Raw genomic sequence first — 15,428 nt, forward strand, 5'->3', positions numbered from 1 at the left:
CGCGGAATTGGCCTCTGGCGGAAATGCTGCACCTGCGATATGCGCAGGGCAGGCTGCCGGAGGATCAAGATGTACGTTGCCACCCTGTTGACCAACCCCAAGACGCCATCGCTGGACGGGGCGCTGATCGACTCGCTGCGCAATGCCTGGGGCGGGGGCGACATCCAGTGGCTGAGCCCCGACGAGGCGGCCGAATTTGCCCTGCCGGCGGTTCCGGCCAACCGTTGGGATGTCTGGGCCGACCTGCAGAAATTGGGCGTCGATCTGGTGGTGCAGCCGGCCGAGGGCCGCCGCAAGAAGATGCTGCTGGCCGATATGGACAGCACGATGATCCAGCAGGAATGCATCGACGAACTGGCCGACGAGGCCGGGGTAGGCGAGCGGGTCAAGGACATCACCGCCCGCGCCATGAATGGCGAGCTGGATTTCGAAGGCGCGCTGACCGAGCGGGTGGGCCTGCTGAAGGGGCTGGACGTGTCGGTGATCGACCGGGTGCTGAACCAGCGCATCACCCTGATGCCGGGCGGCCGCGAACTGGTGGCGACGATGCGGGCCAATGGTGGCTATGCCGCGCTGGTCTCGGGCGGGTTCACGGCGTTCACGGCCCGCGTGGCCGAGCTGCTGGGCTTTGACGAGAACCGCGCCAACTCGCTACTGGCGGAGGACGGCAAGCTGACCGGTGACGTGCAGCGCCCGATCCTGGGCCGTCAGGCCAAGGTCGAGGCGCTGGAACAGATCTCGGCCCGGCTGGGTATTTCCGAGGCCGAAGTGATCGCCGTGGGCGACGGGGCGAATGATCTGGGCATGCTGGAGCGCGCCGGGACGGGCGTGGCCCTGCACGCCAAGCCCTCGGTCGCCGCGCAATGCGACGTGCGCATCAACCATGGCGACCTGACCGCGCTGCTGTACCTGCAGGGATATGCCCGATCGGACTTTGCGCGGGGCTGATCCGACGGTTTCGGGTTCCCATTGTTTAACGTTCGTGTTAATCAATAGCTATGAACACGCTGCTCGATGCCTTTTCGGCCCTGTCCGACCCGACCCGATTCACGATCGTTGAACAACTGATGGATCACGGCGAACTGCCTGCCGGAGACCTAGCCCAGGGCAAGGGCATGTCCGGCGCAGCCATTTCCCGGCACCTGAAGGTTCTGCGGCAGGCCGGGCTGGTGAATCAGCGCGTCAACGGCACCCAGCGCATCTATTCGATCCGCCCCGAGGGGCTGCGCGCGATTGCCGAATGGACCATCTCGAAACGACAGTTCTGGGAGGCCAGCCTGGACCGCCTGGGCGACATTCTGCAGGAGGACTCCTCATGGCCGACCTGAAGCTGGTGCGCGACTTTCCGGTCAGCGCCGAAACCCTGTTCGCCTGGATCAGCGACGGAACCAGATTGTTGCAGTGGTGGGGGCCCGAAGGGGTCGAGGTGCCGGAGCACGATCTGGATTTCTCGCGCCTAGGTCCGTGGTATTCGGTCATGGTCAATCGCGAGGGGCAGCGTTTCAAGGTGTCCGGGCATGTGACCCATGTGGACCCACCGAACTCGGTCGGGTTCACCTGGGGCTGGCATGACGACCAGGACCAGCGCGGCGCCGAGAGCCATGTGAAGCTGGCGGTCGAGCCGACCGACACCGGAGCGCGCCTGATCCTGGATCACCGCGATCTGGGCGATGACGACGTCTCGGCCAATCATGAAAGCGGCTGGACTTCGTCGCTGCGCAAGCTGGAAGCCCGGCTTGCCAACCCCGTCTGACCAAAAGGGAGACCAGAAAATGCCTCAGTACCTGTTTGTCTATCACGGCGGCACCACGCCGACCGACCCGGCCGAGATCGAAGCCACCATGGCCGCCTGGGGCGCGTGGTTCCAGAACATGGGGCCGGCGCTGGAAATCCCCGGCAACCCGGTGGGCCAGTCCCATACCGTCAGCGCCGATGGCGTGGCCGGCAATGGCGGGCCGAACCCGGCCTCGGGCTTTACCGTCGTCAAGGCCGACAGCATCGAAGCCGCCACCGACATGGCCAAGGGCTGCCCCATGGTGGTCAACGGCTCGGGCTCGGTCGAGGTGGCCGAGATCCACGAGATCGAGATGTGACCCTCAGCCGGGGAAACCCGGCGCGGGGCGGATCACGCCGCATTCCAGCCCGCGGCGGCTGTATTGCGTGGCGTTCATGAATTTGCGCGTGGCCGGGTGATCGGCCTCGAGCACGCCGAGGCTGACGAGAATGGCGGCGATGGCACATTCGCTGGCGCGGGTGGCGCCATCGGTGATCTTAAGCGCCACACCCATCTTCTTTTCCGGGATGATCGCGACGAACACGGCCTCGGCCCCGGTCTTGATCGCGGCACGGCCGTTCATCGCCCGCATCAGTTCGGTGCAGGCGCGAGTTTCGCCGGCCACCAGCTCGGGGTGGGCGACCATCGCCCGGGTCAATTGCAGGGCCGCGTCGCTGGCCCGGTCCGACCGGTCGCCGGCCGAGGCAAACCACGCCATCGACCGCGCCAGCCCCACCAGCGAAGTGGCGAAATTGGGCGCCGAGCAACCGTCGATCCCGTAACAGGGGCTGTCCTCGCCCGTGGTCTCTTCGAAGGCCGACAGGCAGGCCTGCTGCACGGGGTGGTCGATTTCGATATATTCGGGGCCTGCGCCCATGTGCCGGGCCAGGGTCAGGAACCCGCAATGCTTGCCCGAGCAGTTGTTGTGGATCTGGCAGGGGGTGTCGTCGGCCAGGATCAGGCCGTCGCGCGCGGCCATGTCGGCCGGCTCCTGCGGGCCGCAGCGCAAATCGGGCTCGGACAGGCCCAGGTGATCCAGCCAAGCGGTCACGCGCTCGGTATGGATCGCCGCGCCGTTGTGCGAGGCGCAGGCCAGCGCCAGATGCTCGGAGCCCAGCCCGTATTTGGCCGCCGCGCCCGAGGTGATCAGCGGCAGCGCCTGGATCATCTTGGCTGACGACCGCGGATAGATCACCGCGTTCGGATCGCCCCAGCTGCGCACGATCTGGCCGCTGTCGTCGCAGATCACCGCATGGCCCAGATGAAGGCTCTCCAACAGCGGTCCGCGCCACAGTTCGGTCATCGGTACTGGCTGCGTCATGTCGTCCCTCCGGAATGTGCGCAAAATTCTGCCAATCGCCCTTTCGCCTGTGGCGAAACCTGCGTTAGTGTGTGTATGTCGGCAATCATCCGGATGCGCAACTGCAACAGACGGACCGTCAGAGTTCGCGGCCTTCCGGGATGGAGTTGAGGTGTGGGTCGAGCCAGGAGGCTGAACGAATGAAAACAATGCTCGCCCGCGTATGCGCGGGCCTTTGTGTGGCAGGGATGGCCACGACAGCGATCGCCCAGCAGGCGACCAGTACGAACCGTGTGTCCGCTCAGACTGATTGGAGCGTGTTCGTCGAAGACGATCCGACCGAGTGCTGGAGCGTATCCGCCCCCAAGGAGACCGTGAATACCCGCGGTGGCCGTGTGGTATCGGTGCGTCGCAGCGACATTTTGCTGTTCGTGTTCTATCGCCCCAACGCCGAGGTCAAAGGTCAGGTGACATTCACCGGAGGCTACCCATTCGCCCCCGGGTCCACGGTGAACCTGGAAATCGACGGGTCCGAGTTCGAACTGTTCACCGAGGGCGAGTGGGCGTGGCCCGCCAGCGCCGCGGATGATGCCAAGATCGTCACGGCGATGAAGCGCGGGACCGAGGCCGTGTTGACCGCACGGTCCGAACGCGGGACCCAGACCAAGGACACGTTCTCGTTGCTGGGCTTTACCGCAGCCATCGAAGACGCCGAGAAGCGCTGCACCAAGTAACTGCCCAACCAGTCCAGATCTCAAGCCCCGCCAAAATGGCGGGGTTTTGCGTTTTTGTGCCATCCGTTTACGCAACGTCGGCACCAAAACTTGATCCGCATCAAGGCTGACGGACTCAATTTCTGAACCAATCTGTTCAGACAACGAAGAAGGAGTCCAGACATGTCGACCAAACCCCTTATTGCGGTTCTGATTGTTGCAGCGGCAACTCTGAGCGCGTGCGAGAAATCCACCGAAACCTATCCGGTCACGGGCGAGCAATGCGGCCCGAATGATCCGGTCAAGACACTGGATGCCGAGGACTGCTACATCCCGCCAGCCGGGGTGTGATCGCCCGCTGCACCTAAATCGTGCCCAAGCCTGACCGCTGTGCTAAGCTCTGTCTGAAACCGTGGGTAGACAGGCGAGGAGACGGACATGCGTTGGGTTTGGGCAGCAATTCTTCTTCCGGTATCGGCATTTGCAGACCCTGCGCTGGAATGTGCCGATGCCGGATCTCAGGTCGAGATCGGGACATGCGTCGGTCGGGCTGAAACCAATGTCGAGGCCGCTTTGGTCGAGGCCTTTGGGTTCGCGGTCGATGCGGCGAAGGAACTGGACGAAGTGACGGGTCGGGCTGTTGCTTTGCCGGCGCTTGAAACTTCTCAAGAGGCCTGGAAGACCTACCGCGATGCGCAGTGCGAAGCAGTTGGCGCGTCTTTTGGTGGTGGATCCGGAACGGGCATTGCGATCACCTCGTGCCGGGTCGAGTTGGGGCGGGCCCGTGTCACCGAGCTGTTGCGGCTCCTCGACTGACATTCGGACAGGTTCGCACGAATCCTTTTGATCTTTGGCAGCGTTCCTATATAGAGGCGCATCCCAAGCCAGAACGCCCGAGAACCGCCATGTCCGCCAAAGCGCCGATCACCCAGGATGTCATGACCATTCCCCGCAAATTGCCCGAGGGAAAGATCAACCTTGTGGGCGTCACCCGCGACCGGCTGCGCGAGGTTCTGATCGAACATGGCACGCCTGAAAAGCAGGCCAAGATGCGGGTGAACCAGATCTGGCAGTGGATTTATCAATGGGGCGTGCGCGACTTCGACCAGATGACCAATCTGGCCAAGGCCTATCGCGCGCAGCTGGCCGAGAATTTCGTGATCGAAATCCCCGAGGTGGTCACCCGCCAGGTCTCGGAAGATGGTACCCGCAAGTACCTGGTGCGCATCGCCGGTGGGCACGAGGTCGAGGTCGTCTACATCCCCGAAGAGGATCGCGGCACGCTGTGCATCTCGTCGCAGGTGGGCTGCACGCTGACCTGTTCGTTCTGCCACACCGGAACGCAGAAGCTGGTGCGCAACCTGACTGCGGCCGAGATCATCGGTCAGGTGATGATGGCGCGTGACGATCTGGACGAATGGCCCACCCCGGGCGCGCCCAAGAACGAGACGCGCCTGCTCTCCAACATCGTGCTGATGGGCATGGGCGAGCCGCTCTACAATTTCGAAAACGTCCGCGACGCGATGAAGATCGCGATGGATCCCGAGGGCATTTCGCTGTCGCGCCGGCGGATCACTCTGTCGACGTCGGGCGTGGTGCCCGAAATCGCGCGCACGGCGGAAGAGATCGGTTGCCTGCTGGCGATCTCGTTCCACGCCACCATGGACGAGGTGCGCGACGTTCTGGTGCCGATCAACAAGCGTTGGAACATCGAGGAACTGCTGCAGGCGCTGGCCAGCTATCCCAACGCGTCGAATTCCGAGCGGATCACCTTTGAATACGTGATGCTGGACGGCGTGAACGACAGCGACGAGGACGCGCATCGCCTGATCGACCACATCAAACGCCACAACATTCCGGCCAAGATCAACCTGATCCCGTTCAACGAGTGGCCCGGCGCGCCCTACAAGCGCAGCTCGAACAACCGGATCCGGGCCTTTGCCAACATCATCTATCAGGCCGGGTACGCCTCGCCCATCCGCAAGACGCGGGGCGAGGACATCATGGCCGCCTGCGGTCAGTTGAAATCGGCCACCGAGCGCGCCCGCAAGTCGCGCCGCCAGATCGAGGCCGAGGCCGGGCTGAAAGGTTGATCCGATGCCCGCGGGTTCGCGGGCAAATGGTCTGTAATTCTACGGCTGAATTTGGTAGTCTTGAGGCATGAGAGGTGCGCGGTTGCGCGCACGTAAAATCTGCGCACAAGACGGTGAGTTGGACAGTCCGGTTCTGGTGCGTTTCGTCCAGTCCGCTCAAATTTGTCGGGGAAATCTGCGGAATTCAGGCAAGCCTGGAACAGGGTGGGCCAATACATGAACGCACTGACGAACCTGTCCACGATCTGCATGACCGCCGTATTGGTTGCATCGGGCGCAGCCATTGCATGGGCGCAATCCAACGAGACCGAGGCGCATCTGGCGATCGAGAACCCGGCGGACCTGAGCAAAGAGGACGCGCAGCAGCACTATCGCGCCCTCAGGAAACAGATGGATCGCGGCTATGCCACCGCGCATCTGGATCAACTGATGAACTATCAGAACTGGCCGTTGTTCAACGACGCGCCGTACCTGTCGGCCACGCATGGGCAGCGCTACGTCAACAGCTATGCCAACCGGATGGCCCACAATTACGGCACCTTGCAACCGGGGGAAAAGCTGCCCGTGGGCTCGGTTCTGGCCAAGGACAGCATGACCGTCACGGATGAGGGCCGGGTGCATCCCGGCGCCCTGTTCGTGATGGAGAAACTGCCCGAAGGCACCAGCCCCGACACCGCCGACTGGCGCTATGTCATGGTGATGCCCGACGGGTCTCTGTTCGGTGACACGATGGGGGATCGCGCGGGGGCGGTTGCCTATTGCCATGACTGCCACGAAGCGGTGGCTGACCGCGACTATACGTTCTTCGTGCCCGAGGATTACCGCGTCGGCAACTGATCGCGGGCCGCGTCGCCGGGCAGTTTCAGGGCGGCGGCCTCGCGCCGGCTGAGCTGCTCTCCCTGCTTGCGTTTTGACAGAACCTCGCGCGCCAGGGCGTATTTGTCATCCTGCCAGAAGATCAGGCAGCCGTTGCACCCCTTGCCGCAACAGCCCTCGGTGCCCACGCGGTTGGTCTTGAACAGGCGCTCGGTGCCGTCCTGACCGATCTTCTCCACCAGCTCGTCCCGGCGGCGGGCATAGGCGGCTGGATTGTCGCGCCCCGAGGTTTCCAAGCCCTGCACCAGCTTGTCAAAACGGATGCGGCTCCAATGTTCGTCGGTCAGGGCGCGCTCCTTGCGCAGGACCGAATATACCGGGAAACGGGCGCGCAGGTCGTCGGGGTCTTCGTGATCGAACAGGGCAAACGGCAGGCGGATCACGGTTTTCGTGCTGCCATGCACCACGTCCAGCCTGGCGCCGTCACTGGCGCGTTCGAATTCGTAGGCGCGCAGCAGGACCGTCTCGCGCGAGATGGGCGAGACGAAATCCAGCACGTCGCCGGGTTCAAGCTTGTTCTTCACTTCGACCAGGAAGGCATCCTCGGTCACGTCGGTCACCAGCCCGGCATATTCCCATTGGGCGATGGTCGCGGTGTGTTCGTAATCATGGGCGTAATTGGTCAGCCGCCCTTCGTGAAAGGCCAGCGTGTAGCCGCGGTTTCCCACGGTCTCCAACTCGCGCATGTAAGGCTTCGGGTCCCAGTTCTCGGGATCGGCATAGTAATCGTCGATGGCCATGCGATAGGCGCGCGCGACGATGGCGGCATAGTATTCCGACTTGCCGCGCCCCTCGACCTTGAGGCTGTCGACGCCGATCTTCAGGTATTCGTCCAGCTTGGGCATGATGCACAGATCGCGCGAATTGAGGATGTACGAGCCGCGATCATCCTCTTCGATCGGCATCAGTTCACCCGGGCGGCAGCCTTCTTCCAGCAGGAATTCGAACAGGTCGGCGTTTTCCTCGGTGATCCGCAGTTCCTGATGGGTGCCGTCCTTCAGCCGCAGCTTCAGCGCATAGTTCCAGCGGCAGGAATTGGCGCAGTTGCCCTGGTTGGCGCCACGTTCCGCCATGAAGTTCGACAGCAGGCAGCGGCCCGAATAGGTCATGCACATGGCGCCGTGCACGAAAGCCTCGAGCCGGATGTCGGGGCATTTCTCTCGGATTTCCACCAGTTCGGGATACGAGACCTCGCGCGCCAGCACCACCAGTTCGGCCCCCTGATCCTGCCAGAACTTCACCGACAGCCACGAACAGATATTGGCCTGGGTCGAGATATGCAGCGGCAGTTCGGGCGCGCGGTCGCGCACATACTGGAATACGCCGGGGTCGGCGATGATCAACCCGTCCGGCCGTACCTTGCGCACGGTGTCGATGTATTCGTCCAGCTTGGGGATGTCCTTGTTGTGCGAAAACAGGTTCAGCGTCAGATAGGCGCGGCGGCCATGCGCGTGGCAGAACTCGACCCCTTCAATCACCTCGTCCAGCGAAAACTCGGACTTGGTGCGCAGAGACATGTCGGGCGTGCCCAGATACACCGCATCCGCCCCGTACAGGATGGCCAGTTTCAGCTTGCGCAGATTGCCCGCAGGCATCAGCAATTCCGACTTGGTCCGTGTCATCGCAGCACCCGGTTCTGAATCGATGGTGCCTTCTAAGGCAAAACCACCGAGTCCAGAAGGGCAAACCTGCCTTGCAGACAGGTCCTAGCCGCGGCGGAACCGCGCTGTTCCGATCCGTTCGACCAGCTGGCTGCGGACCGGGTCGGGTTGGGCGTCGATGGCGCGCAGCACCTCGCGCAGTTCTGCCCGCAGGCCGTGCATCTGGTCGATCAGCGACAGCACCATCGACAGGGCGTCGGGCTCCATCTCGTACTGGTCATCCAACTCGCAAGCCAGTTGCAGGCGTGCCATGTCCAGCCGCTCGTAGACCAGCCCCTGGTCGGACTGGCGCGGGATCACGATCCGGGCGGACAGGAACCGGGACAACCGCTCTGATGTCAGGTTCTGGACGGCTTCGATCAGTTCGGCTTCGGTCAGAGAACGGGTCATGCCGGCATTCCTTTCCGCGGGTCATAGCTGTGCGACTTGCGCCAGTTCTGCATGAACTGCTTCAGTTCGTCGTCGATCTGGTCGGGCAGCACCACGCTCAGCTCGATCAGCTGGTCGCCGCGTTTGTCCGAGCCGCGTTTCCTGACGCCTTTGCCGCGCAGGCGCAGGGTCTTGCCGCTGCTTGTGCCCTCGGGCACGGTCACGTTCACGCGGCCGTCGATCGTGGGCGCGGGGACCTTGCCGCCCAGAACGGCCTCGTCGATGGTGATCGGCAGGGTGATGCGGATGTCGTCGCCCTCGCGCTTGAACACCGGGTGTTCGGCCACGCGGATCGTGACCAGCGCGTCGCCCGGCGGCCCCTCGCCATAGCGCGGCGCGCCCTTGCCACGCAGGCGGATGGTCTGGCCGTCGGTGATGCCGGCAGGGATCTTCACCTCGATCCGGTCACCACTGGGCAGGGTAAGCTTTTGCGTGGCGCCAAAGACGGCATCCAGGAAGCTGATCTGCAGGCTGTAGTTCACGTTGTGACCGGGCGCATGAAACTCGCGCGCACGCCCCCCGTTGAAGCCTCCGTTGCCACGGTTGCCGAAGAACTGAGCAAAGATATCGGACATGTCATCGTCCTCAACCCCGCCACCCGCGCGATAGGGGTTGCCCGCGGTTTCCGCATATTCGCGGTAGTATTGCTGCTGCGGGCGCTCCTGGCCCGAGGCGTCGATCTCGCCCCGGTCGAATTTTGCCCGGGTTTCGGGGTCCTTCAGCAGGTCATAGGCTGCGGCGGCGGCCTTGAACTTGGCCTCGGCCTTGGCGTCCCCGGGCTTGAGGTCCGGGTGGCAGTCCTTGGCGATGCGCCGGTAGGCTTTCTTGATTTCGGCGGCACTGGCGTCTTTCGAGACGCCCAACACCGAATATGGATTGTCGCTCATATATCTCTCGTTTCTGATGGGTTGCGCCAGTGGATGTTGTTGGCAGTTAATCTTTCAGATTGTGTCGTGTCATGGAATTTCAACAGGACCGAATACCGAGAAGATTGAATTTTCTCGAAAAATTCCGGCATCCTGATAATATCCGCATGTTTTGAACTGTTGCGGATGGAGTCAAACGCATGTCACGCAGAATCAAGTCGGCCCTGGCCCTGTTGGCGGGCAATGCCATCGGTCTGTTGTTGGCCAGCCTGTTGCTGACCGGCTTTTCGATCAAGCCGGTGTCCTTCATCGTGGTGGTGATCGTGTTCACCCTGGTTCAGGTCGTGGCCGAGCCATTGATCCTGAAGATCGGGGAAAAGAACGTGCCGGCGCTGAAGGGCGGTATCGCTCTGGTGGTCACCTTCGTGGGCCTGCTGATCACCGATCTGGTCGCCGCAGGGCTGACCGTCGGCGGTATCTCGAACCTGCTGGCGGCGACGCTTCTGGTGTGGCTGGGCGCCCTGATCGCCGGGGTTCTGCTGCCGATCTACGTCTTCACCGAACTGCGCGAGCCCAAGAAATAAGGCTCAGGCCAGCGCATTTAGGCTGTCGTTCAGAGCCTGCCACAGCTCGTCCACTGGTTCACACCCGACCGACAGGCGCACGAAACCGGGATCGACCTGATCCCCCCAGCGCGCGCGCCGCTCGGCCGAGCTGTGCACGCCACCGAAGGACGTGGCCGGGCGCAACAGCGGGCAGCCATTGATGAACCGTTCGGCCTGGTCTTCCGAGGCCAGCGTGATAGTCAGCAGAAAGCCGAACCGTGCGGTCTGTTTTCGGGCCAGATCGTGCGACGGGTCCGAAGGCAGGCCTGGATAGCGGATCTGCGTGACCGCCGGATGATCGGCCAGCCGTTCGGCCAGAACCTGCGCCGAGCTGCTCATGCGGTCGAACCGGACGTCCAGCGTCTCCAGCCCGCGATGCAGTAGCCAGGCCTCATGCGGGCCGGGGATCGCGCCCGAGGCGCGACGCCATTCCTCGACCCGTTCCATGATCTGGGCATCGCGGCTGGCCACGTGGCCCATCAGCAGGTCGGAATGCCCGCCCATCGCCTTGGTGTCCGAGGCGACGACGATGTCGATGCCCAGGTCCAGCGGGCGCTGTCCCAGCGGGGTCAGCGTCGTGTTGTCGGCGATGGTGATGCCACCCGCGGCGCGCACGTCGCGGGCCACCTGCGCCAGATCGATCATGTCGAGCCCGGGGTTGGAGGGGCTTTCGACGAAGACCACGTCGAACCCGTCGAACCCGCCCTGCGCAAATGCGGTCGTTGGGCGCTCTTCGACCGACACGCCCAGCGGGGCGAGGAACCGGTCGGCCAGCAGGCGGGTGACATAATACCCGTCCGACGGGATCAGGATGCGCGACCCCGCCCGCACGGTGGCGAACAGTGCAGCCGAAATTGCACCCATGCCGGACGGAAAAATCAGGCAGGGTGCGTCTTCGAGATGCGCCAGCACATGCTCGACCTGTGTCCAGGTCGGGTTGTCCACCCGGCCATAGGTCGGGTGACCGTCCGGCGCGCCGGGCAGGTGGAACATGCTGCTTTGGGTCAGCGGCAAGGCCACCGGGTCGCCTTTGCTCAGGGCATTGCCGCGCAGATGCAGCATCTCACCTGTCTTGGGGGTGCGCGCCATCGCTCAGCGCCCCGGAATGTCGTCGCGCGGCGGGGCGGGTTCCCAGCGCTCGATGATGTCGACCGCCTCCTGCGCGGTATCGACAAAGCGGAACAGGTCCAGATCCTCTTCGGAAATGGTCCCGGCATCGGCCAGCGCTTCCCAATTGATCACCCGCTCCCAGAACTCGCGCCCGAACAGCAGGAACGGCACGCGCTCCATCCGGCCGGTCTGGATCAGGGTGAGGGACTCAAACAACTCATCCATCGTGCCGAATCCGCCGGGGAAGATGGTGATCGCACGGGCGCGCATCAGGAAATGCATCTTGCGTATGGCGAAATAGTGGAAATTGAAGCTCAGCTCAGGGGTGACATAGGCATTGGGCGCCTGCTCGTGCGGCAGCACGATGTTCAGCCCGATCGAGCAGCCACCGGCATCCTTGGCGCCGCGATTTCCGGCCTCCATCACGCCGGGGCCACCGCCGGTGACGATGACGTTCTCGCGGCACCCGCTTTGCTTGGATTTCTCGGTCATCAGCCGGGCGAATTCGCGCGCCTCGTCATAGTATTGCGACAGACCGGCCAACGTGGCCGTCCGGGCGCTGTCCTTTTTGGCCGGTTCCGGGATTCGCGCGCCGCCGAACATCACGATGGTCGACGTGATCTGGCGTTCGGCCATGATCATTTCGGGCTTCAGCAGTTCCAGTTGCAGACGCACGGGCCGCAGTTCCTCGCGGCACAGGAAATCGTCATCGGCAAAGGCCAGCCGGTACGAGGGCGAGCGTGTCTGCGGCGTGTCGGGGACTTCGCTTGCGGTCGAGCGGTCGGTATGCGCATCGCGGAAAGGGCTGAGGCGGTCTTCTCTCATTGCTGGGGGTTCCCTGCTTGCGTGTTTTTCAAACAGCTATAGGGTTCGCGGGCAGAGTGCCAGTCACGGAAAGACGAGAATGGATTGGAAGACTGAAATTTCGGCCGCAGCCGAACGCATCAATGGCCACGCGCAGGTGACACCGGTCATGACAAGCGACGCGCTGGGACTGGCGCAGCCGGTCGAGATGAAGCTGGAGCATTTCCAGCACACCGGCAGTTTCAAGGCGCGCGGGGCGTTCAACACGTTGCTCAGCCTCGATGTTCCGGCGGCAGGGGTCGTGGCGGCATCGGGCGGGAATCACGGTGCGGCTGCAGCCTATGCCGCGCGGGCGCTGGGCCATCCGGCCAAGATCTTCGTGCCCGAAATGGCCGGCCCGTCCAAAATTGCTCTGATCGAACGGATCGGCGCGGATCTGAGCGTGGTGCCGGGTGAATACGCAAACGCCCTGGCGATGGCGCGTGAACACGAAGATCGAACAGGTGCGATGCAGATCCATGCCTATGATGCGCCGGCCACCGTGGCCGGGCAGGGCACATGTTTTGCCGAATGGGACAGCCAGGGCCTGCAGGCCGATACCGTATTGGTGGCGGTAGGCGGCGGCGGGCTGATCGCGGGGGCGCTGGCCTGGTTTCAGGGCGCGCGCAAGGTCGTTGCGGTCGAGCCGGAAACCTCATGTGCCTTGAACGCGGCGTTGCAGGCCGGAGCGCCCGTGGATGTGTCCGTTTCCGGCATAGCCGCCAACGCGCTGGGTGCGCGGCGGATCGGCGACATCTGTTTCGGGCTGGCGCAGGGGATGACGTCGGTGCTGGTCAGCGATGACGCGATCGCCGAGGCGCAGCAGCGCCTGTGGCAGGCGCACCGCATTCTGGTCGAGCCGGCGGGCGCGACGGCCCTGGCGGCCTTGACCTCGGGCGTCTACACGCCGGAACCGGGCGAACGGGTCGCGGTTCTGGTCTGCGGGGGCAATATCGCACCTGACCCTCTGACCGCCTGAATTTGCGCCTTGAGGCCCGAGCCTTGGGATTATAGATAAAATCCCATGACCGCCACGATCGCAGATTCCATCTATGACCGGCTCAGCCAGCGCATCATCACGGGCGAGCTGCCCGCGGGTGAGAAATTGCGGCAGGACCATATCGCGCGGGCGTTCGACACCAGCCATGTCCCGGTGCGCGAGGCGCTGTTGCGGCTTCAGGCGCATGGTCTCGCCCACAGCGAACCACGGCGCGGCATGCGCGTCACCGCGTTGGACCCGGCCGAGGTGCGCGAGGTGATCGAGATGCGCGTGGCCCTGGAATCGCTGGCCCTGCAACATGCGATCCAGAATTTGACACCGGCGGATCTCAAGGCGGCCGACAAGGCCCGCATCGCCTGCGACGAGGCGCAGGACATGCCCACATGGGAAACCCGGAACCGCGCCTTTCATCGGGCGATCCTGACACCCTGCGCGCGGCCGCGCCTGCTGCATACGATCGACGATCTGCATATCGCCAGCGCCCGCCATCTGTTCGCCCATTGGCGTCACCGCTGGGTCCAGCGGAAAGACACCGACCACGCCGCCATCGTGCAGGCGATGAAGCGCCGCGATACCGCCACGGCCACAGCGATTCTGGTGCGCCATATCCGCCGCGCCAGCTGAAACCGACGGGTTTTCGCGCCGGGTGGCCGCAAACGGCTCCGCCAACGTCGCATTGCGCATTGGCCCCGGCTTTCATATAGGCAACACCAACCAAACGAGAGTCAGCACGGAGTAACCCCATGTCCAACGCCCAACTGGAAACCGCCATCGAGGCCGCATGGGAGGCCCGCGACACGATCACGCCCGCCACCACCGGTGAACAGCGCGAAGCGATCGAGGACACGCTGAACGCGCTGGACAGCGGCGCGCTGCGGGTCGCCGAGAAGCAGGCCGATGGCAGCTGGCATGTGAACCAGTGGGCCAAGAAGGCGGTTCTGCTGGGCTTTCGCATCAAGGACATGGAAATCCAGTCCGGCGGCCCGCAGGGCGGCGGCTGGTGGGACAAGGTCGACAGCAAGTTCGCCGGCTGGGGTGAAAACCAGTGGCGCGCGGCCGGTTTCCGCGCGGTGCCCAACTGCGTGGTTCGCAAGTCGGCCTATATCGCGCCGGGCGTGGTGCTGATGCCGTCTTTCGTGAACCTCGGCGCCTATGTGGACGAAGGCACGATGGTCGATACCTGGGCCACGGTCGGGTCCTGCGCGCAGATCGGCAAGAACGTCCACCTGTCCGGCGGCGTCGGCATCGGCGGCGTGCTGGAACCCATGCAGGCCGGCCCGACCATCATCGAGGACAACTGCTTCATCGGCGCCCGCTCCGAGGTGGTCGAGGGCTGCATCATCCGCGAGGGCTCGGTTCTGGGCATGGGCGTCTATATCGGCCAGTCCACCAAGATCGTCGACCGCGAGTCGGGCGAGGTGTTCTATGGCGAGGTGCCGCCCTATTCGGTGGTGGTGTCCGGTTCGATGCCGTCAAAGAACGGGATCAACCTGTACTGTGCGGTGATCGTGAAGCGGGTGGATGAAAAGACCCGCTCGAAGACCGGGATCAACGAGCTGCTGCGCGATTGATCGCAGGCATTGTTCAAAGTTCCAAAGGTCGCGGCTCTGGTCCGCGGCCTTTTTTGTTCGGCAGGGTCGGACCTATCCCGTCGTGTAGTCGGCGAGATCCTCGGGCGCGTGCAGCAGGGTGCCGTCGTATTTCGGCAAGTCATCGTGCAGTTCCAGCCAGGGCAGCTTGCTTTGAAAATTGACGTGAAAGGTTGGCGCAAAGTCCACAGGGTCTTCCAATGAGGCCGCGTACAGGTGCATCCCGCCTTCATAGTGGTCGGCCTCGAACCCCATCGGAGAGCCACAGGTTGCGCAGAAATGTCGCTGGACGCCTTTCGAACTGGCGAAACTACGCGGTGTTGCGGCGGTCCATCGGAAATTGCGCAAGGGTACGCCCAACCATGCGACCACGGGCGCGGCGCAGTTGCGGCGGCAATCGTCACAATGGCAGTAGCAGCTCCAGGTCTCGGCGCCCTCAAACTCCCAGCGGGTTTCACCGCACAAGCAGCGGCCGCGTTTGGTCATGATGTCCTCCGTCGTTTTTCGCGACCAGTCTGACTGGACGGTGGGCCTGAGCGCGTCAAAAAACGACACGGCATCCGGGAACC

General features: G+C 63.7%; 20 protein-coding genes. 13 read left to right on the top strand and 7 right to left on the bottom strand.

The window, feature by feature from the left end; translation table 11 throughout:
* Window positions 1–69 precede the first annotated feature (69 nt).
* From serB to AC2FML_RS12160, 4 genes are read left to right on the top strand one after another with little or no spacing between them, the layout of a single operon-like run.
* The gene (gene serB / locus AC2FML_RS12145) at window positions 70–948 is read left to right on the top strand and encodes a phosphoserine phosphatase SerB (RefSeq protein ID WP_496783314.1); all 879 of its coding nucleotides are present in this window, start codon (window positions 70–72) and stop codon (window positions 946–948) included.
* A 50-nt stretch (window positions 949–998) separates the two neighbouring features.
* Window positions 999–1,328 carry an ArsR/SmtB family transcription factor gene (locus AC2FML_RS12150; protein WP_170364822.1) on the top strand — a complete coding sequence of 110 codons (330 nt, stop codon included), beginning with the start codon at window positions 999–1,001 and terminating at the stop codon, window positions 1,326–1,328.
* Window positions 1,316–1,753, top strand: coding sequence for an SRPBCC family protein (locus AC2FML_RS12155; protein WP_170341210.1), 438 nt, complete (start codon window positions 1,316–1,318; stop codon window positions 1,751–1,753). Before AC2FML_RS12150 ends, AC2FML_RS12155 begins: the two co-directional genes overlap by 13 nt.
* Before the next feature lie 19 nt (window positions 1,754–1,772).
* Window positions 1,773–2,093, top strand: a complete 321-nt coding sequence (locus AC2FML_RS12160) for a YciI family protein (RefSeq protein WP_170341211.1) — start codon at window positions 1,773–1,775, stop codon at window positions 2,091–2,093.
* 3 nt (window positions 2,094–2,096) lie between these two features.
* On the opposite strand, the gene AC2FML_RS12165 is transcribed toward AC2FML_RS12160, so the two are convergent.
* Window positions 2,097–3,095: an asparaginase gene (locus tag AC2FML_RS12165; protein WP_170510131.1), complete on the bottom strand. Its 999-nt coding sequence runs from the start codon at window positions 3,093–3,095 to the stop codon at window positions 2,097–2,099.
* Between the two features lie 179 nt (window positions 3,096–3,274).
* Between AC2FML_RS12165 and AC2FML_RS12170 the strand changes: the two genes are divergently transcribed.
* The 5 genes from AC2FML_RS12170 to AC2FML_RS12190 all read left to right on the top strand — a co-directional run bounded on the left by AC2FML_RS12170 (window position 3,275) and on the right by AC2FML_RS12190 (window position 6,717).
* A complete protein-coding gene (locus AC2FML_RS12170; RefSeq protein ID WP_170342134.1) occupies window positions 3,275–3,808 on the top strand; it encodes an invasion associated locus B family protein in 534 nt (177 codons plus the stop codon).
* Between the two features lie 162 nt (window positions 3,809–3,970).
* Window positions 3,971–4,138: a hypothetical protein gene (locus AC2FML_RS12175; RefSeq protein WP_170342136.1), complete on the top strand. Its 168-nt coding sequence runs from the start codon at window positions 3,971–3,973 to the stop codon at window positions 4,136–4,138.
* 87 nt (window positions 4,139–4,225) lie between these two features.
* Window positions 4,226–4,603: a lysozyme inhibitor LprI family protein gene (locus tag AC2FML_RS12180; protein ID WP_480637251.1), complete on the top strand. Its 378-nt coding sequence runs from the start codon at window positions 4,226–4,228 to the stop codon at window positions 4,601–4,603.
* A gap of 89 nt (window positions 4,604–4,692) precedes the next feature.
* Window positions 4,693–5,880, top strand: a complete 1,188-nt coding sequence (gene rlmN, locus AC2FML_RS12185) for a dual-specificity RNA methyltransferase RlmN (RefSeq protein WP_496783316.1) — start codon at window positions 4,693–4,695, stop codon at window positions 5,878–5,880.
* A 216-nt stretch (window positions 5,881–6,096) separates the two neighbouring features.
* Entirely contained in the window at window positions 6,097–6,717 is a 621-nt protein-coding gene (locus AC2FML_RS12190) for a cytochrome P460 family protein (RefSeq protein WP_170370147.1), read from the top strand.
* On the opposite strand, the gene AC2FML_RS12195 is transcribed toward AC2FML_RS12190, so the two are convergent.
* The 3 genes from AC2FML_RS12195 to AC2FML_RS12205 all read right to left on the bottom strand — a co-directional run bounded on the left by AC2FML_RS12195 (window position 6,699) and on the right by AC2FML_RS12205 (window position 9,733).
* Window positions 6,699–8,378 carry a U32 family peptidase gene (locus AC2FML_RS12195; protein ID WP_496783317.1) on the bottom strand — a complete coding sequence of 560 codons (1,680 nt, stop codon included), beginning with the start codon at window positions 8,376–8,378 and terminating at the stop codon, window positions 6,699–6,701. The two genes, AC2FML_RS12190 and AC2FML_RS12195, sit on opposite strands and share 19 nt — an antisense overlap.
* Window positions 8,379–8,462: 84 nt before the next feature.
* Entirely contained in the window at window positions 8,463–8,807 is a 345-nt protein-coding gene (locus AC2FML_RS12200) for a hypothetical protein (protein WP_170341224.1), read from the bottom strand.
* Window positions 8,804–9,733 carry a DnaJ C-terminal domain-containing protein gene (locus tag AC2FML_RS12205; protein WP_496783319.1) on the bottom strand — a complete coding sequence of 310 codons (930 nt, stop codon included), beginning with the start codon at window positions 9,731–9,733 and terminating at the stop codon, window positions 8,804–8,806. The genes AC2FML_RS12200 and AC2FML_RS12205 overlap by 4 nt, the downstream gene beginning before the upstream one ends.
* Window positions 9,734–9,912: 179 nt before the next feature.
* Between AC2FML_RS12205 and AC2FML_RS12210 the strand changes: the two genes are divergently transcribed.
* Window positions 9,913–10,296, top strand: coding sequence for a hypothetical protein (locus tag AC2FML_RS12210; protein ID WP_093964407.1), 384 nt, complete (start codon window positions 9,913–9,915; stop codon window positions 10,294–10,296).
* A gap of 3 nt (window positions 10,297–10,299) precedes the next feature.
* On the opposite strand, the gene AC2FML_RS12215 is transcribed toward AC2FML_RS12210, so the two are convergent.
* A complete protein-coding gene (locus AC2FML_RS12215; protein ID WP_496783320.1) occupies window positions 10,300–11,406 on the bottom strand; it encodes a cystathionine gamma-lyase in 1,107 nt (368 codons plus the stop codon).
* A 3-nt stretch (window positions 11,407–11,409) separates the two neighbouring features.
* Window positions 11,410–12,252, bottom strand: a complete 843-nt coding sequence (locus AC2FML_RS12220) for an LOG family protein (protein WP_093964208.1) — start codon at window positions 12,250–12,252, stop codon at window positions 11,410–11,412.
* 79 nt (window positions 12,253–12,331) lie between these two features.
* On the opposite strand from AC2FML_RS12220, the gene AC2FML_RS12225 reads away from it, so the two are divergent.
* From AC2FML_RS12225 to dapD, 3 genes are all read left to right on the top strand, one after another.
* Window positions 12,332–13,249 carry a threonine/serine dehydratase gene (locus AC2FML_RS12225; protein WP_170369158.1) on the top strand — a complete coding sequence of 306 codons (918 nt, stop codon included), beginning with the start codon at window positions 12,332–12,334 and terminating at the stop codon, window positions 13,247–13,249.
* A 45-nt stretch (window positions 13,250–13,294) separates the two neighbouring features.
* Window positions 13,295–13,894, top strand: a complete 600-nt coding sequence (locus tag AC2FML_RS12230) for a GntR family transcriptional regulator (RefSeq protein ID WP_093964210.1) — start codon at window positions 13,295–13,297, stop codon at window positions 13,892–13,894.
* 119 nt (window positions 13,895–14,013) lie between these two features.
* Window positions 14,014–14,841 carry a 2,3,4,5-tetrahydropyridine-2,6-dicarboxylate N-succinyltransferase gene (gene dapD, locus AC2FML_RS12235; RefSeq protein ID WP_170360728.1) on the top strand — a complete coding sequence of 276 codons (828 nt, stop codon included), beginning with the start codon at window positions 14,014–14,016 and terminating at the stop codon, window positions 14,839–14,841.
* A 72-nt stretch (window positions 14,842–14,913) separates the two neighbouring features.
* Here the strand turns inward: dapD and AC2FML_RS12240 are convergent, their stop codons facing one another.
* On the bottom strand, window positions 14,914–15,345 hold the full coding sequence (locus tag AC2FML_RS12240) for a GFA family protein (RefSeq protein ID WP_254428971.1): 432 nt from the start codon (window positions 15,343–15,345) through the stop codon (window positions 14,914–14,916).
* Between the last annotated feature and the right edge of the window lie 83 nt (window positions 15,346–15,428).

Source organism: Ruegeria sp. BHSC029 (genome assembly GCF_059613085.1).